This is a genomic window from Bradyrhizobium sp. SHOUNA76 (genome assembly GCF_023006445.1).
Taxonomy (GTDB): Bacteria; Pseudomonadota; Alphaproteobacteria; order Rhizobiales; family Xanthobacteraceae; genus Bradyrhizobium.
Genome location: NZ_JALBHA010000640.1, coordinates 1 through 2,988, shown reverse-complemented (window position 1 = coordinate 2,988; position 2,988 = coordinate 1). Strand labels below are relative to the sequence as shown.

At 65.5% G+C, this 2,988-nt stretch carries 1 protein-coding gene; it reads left to right on the top strand.

Going from position 1 to position 2,988, the window contains the following annotated elements; all coding sequences use genetic code 11:
• Positions 1-240 precede the first annotated feature (240 nt).
• Positions 241-2,577 carry a Tex family protein gene (locus MOV74_RS34880; RefSeq protein WP_246931602.1) on the top strand — a complete coding sequence of 779 codons (2,337 nt, stop codon included), beginning with the start codon at positions 241-243 and terminating at the stop codon, positions 2,575-2,577.
• Positions 2,578-2,988: the final 411 nt, after the last annotated feature.

The window sequence follows — 2,988 nt, the reverse complement described above, 5'->3', positions numbered from 1 at the left end:
CCTGGGTCCCGGCTCTGCGCCGCAGCGCTTGCGCGCTGCAGCGCGTCCGGGACACGCGTGCAGAGCACGGGCGAGCCGGCATCCCCACGAATGTGGCGAGATCGCATCGGTTCAACAAAAAATCCCCTGTCGACGGTCGCCCGCGGTACCTTGATGAATCAACCCCGGTTGGTCCATAAGCGGCGTCCCGTGGTCGGTGGTTCGCCCCCGTATTGCGTGCTTGGATAGAGGAATTCTCGCGTGGCAAATATCAACCAGAAAATTGCGCAAGAGCTTGGGGTTCGGGCCGAGCAGGTCGAGGCGACGGTGACGCTGCTCGACGGCGGCGCCACGGTTCCCTTCATCGCCCGCTACCGCAAGGAAGCGACCGGTGCGCTCGACGACGCGCAATTGCGCACCCTGGAAGAGCGCCTGGGTTACCTGCGCGAGCTCGAAGACCGCCGCAAGGCCATCCTCGAATCAGTTCGGGAGCAGGGCAAGCTCGATGCCGCGCTCGAGGCCTCCATTCTCGCCGCCGACAGCAAGGCCCGCCTCGAAGACATCTATCTGCCGTTCAAGCCCAAGCGCCGCACCAAGGCGGAGATTGCCAAGGAAGCCGGCCTCGAGCCGCTCGCCAATCAGCTGATGGCGGAACCCACCAACGATCCCAAAGTCGTGGCGGAAAGCTTCGTCAACGCCGAGAAGGGCGTTGCGGATGCCACTGCTGCGCTGGACGGCGCCCGCGCCATCCTGGTCGAGCGGTTCGACGAGGACGCCGATTTGATCGGCGCGCTTCGCGAGGAGATGTGGACCAATGCGCGCATGGCGTCCAAGGTGCGCGACGGCAAGAAGACCGAGGGCGAAAAATTCGCCGACTATTTCGAGTTCTCCGAGCCGCTGACCAAATTGCCGTCGCACCGCATCCTCGCGATGTTCCGCGGCGAGAAGGAAGAGATCCTCGACCTGCAAATCCAGGCCGAGGCCGAGGCGCCGCCGCCGGGCGTGCCCAGCGCCTATGAATTGAAGATCATGAAGCGGTTCGGCATCGCCGACCTCAAGCGCGCCGGTGATCGCTGGCTGATCGACACCGTGCGCTGGGCCTGGCGCACCAAGATCCAGGTGCATCTCAACATCGACCTGCGCATGCGGCTGTGGAACGCCGCCGAGACCGAGGCCGTGCGCGTGTTCGCGTCCAATTTGCGCGATCTCTTGCTGGCCGCGCCTGCCGGCACCCGCGTCACCATGGGTCTCGATCCCGGCTACCGCACCGGCGTCAAGGTCGCCGTCACCGATGCAACCGGCAAGGTGGTCGATACCGCGGTGATCTATCCGCACGAGCCGCAGCGGCAGTGGAACGAGTCGCTCGCGATCCTCGGCAAGCTCGCGTTGAAGCACCGCGTCGAGCTGATCGCGATCGGCAACGGCACCGCCTCGCGCGAGACCGACAAGCTCGCAGGCGATCTCGTCAAGGGGCTGGCCGAGCTGAAGATGACCAAGATCGTGGTGTCGGAGGCCGGTGCGTCGGTCTATTCGGCTTCGGCCTTCGCCTCGGAGGAACTGCCGGGCCTCGACGTCACCCTGCGCGGCGCGGTCTCGATCGCGCGGCGGCTCCAGGATCCGCTCGCCGAGCTGGTCAAGATCGAGCCCAAGGCGATCGGCGTCGGCCAGTATCAGCACGACCTCGGCCAGGCCAAGCTGGCAAAGTCGCTTGACGCCGTGGTCGAAGATTGCGTGAACGCGGTCGGCGTCGACGTCAACACCGCGTCCGCGCCGCTGCTCGCGCGCGTGTCGGGCGTCGGCTCGGGTCTGGCGCAGAGCATCGTGGCGCATCGCGACGCCAACGGTCCGTTCAAGTCGCGCAAGGCGCTCAAGGACGTGCCGCGGCTCGGGCCGAAGGCGTTCGAACAGTGTGCAGGCTTCTTGCGCATTCTCGGCGGCGAGGACCCGCTCGATGCCTCCGGCGTGCATCCGGAAGCCTATCCGGTGGTGCGGCGGATTCTCAGCGCCACCAAGAGCGACATCAAGGCGCTGATCGGCAGCAGCGAGATCGTGCGCACGCTGAAGCCGAAGGACTTCGTCGACGAGACCTTCGGTCTGCCGACCGTCACCGACATCTTGCGTGAATTGGAAAAGCCCGGCCGCGACCCGCGTCCGGCGTTCAAGGCCGCGGTGTTCATGGAGGGCGTCGAGGAGATCAAGCATCTCAAGAAGGGCATGATCCTCGAGGGCACCGTGACCAACGTCGCCGCCTTCGGCGCCTTCGTCGATATCGGCGTGCACCAGGACGGTCTCGTGCACATCTCGGCGATGTCCAAGACCTACATCAAGGATCCGCGCGAGGTGGTTAAGCCCGGCGACATCGTCAAGGTGAAGGTGCTGGACTTCGAGGTCGCGCGCAAGCGCATCTCGCTGACGCTGCGCCTCGACGACGAGGTCGGCGCCAAGAAGGACGCCCCCGGCATGCAGCGCGACAACAGCTCGCGCAACCCGTCACGCATGACCTCCTCCGCACCCCGCAAGCAGGAATCCTCCGGCGGCGGCGCCCTCGCCGAAGCGCTGCGCCGCGCGGCGGAAAAGAACAACGGCAAGCGGGCGTAGCAGCTGAGCAGCCTGAATAGGGCAAGCTCCATCCGCGCCGTCATTGCGAGCGCAGCGAAGCAATCCAGGGTCCCTCCGCGGAAACAGTCTGGATTGCTTCGTCGCATCAGCGCAAGATTGCCGCGCAATTTTGTCGCGAGCTCCTCGCAATGACGGGGAGAGAGCGCCCGCTTCCCTAACACCCGCGTCAGAATCTGGCGTGTTTGTAAGTTGAAGCTGCCTGTTCCTTCCTTTCATCTGATCGTTCTCGTGCGGCGTTACGACCGCCGCACTGCAAGGAGGACCTTTCGATGAACAACAGGCTTCTCAAAGGCCTCACCGCGGCGACGCTCGCCGCGATGGTGGCGTTCGCTTCACCTGTGCTGGCCCGTGGCGGCGGTGGCGGAGGTCACGGCGGCTTTGGCGGTGGCG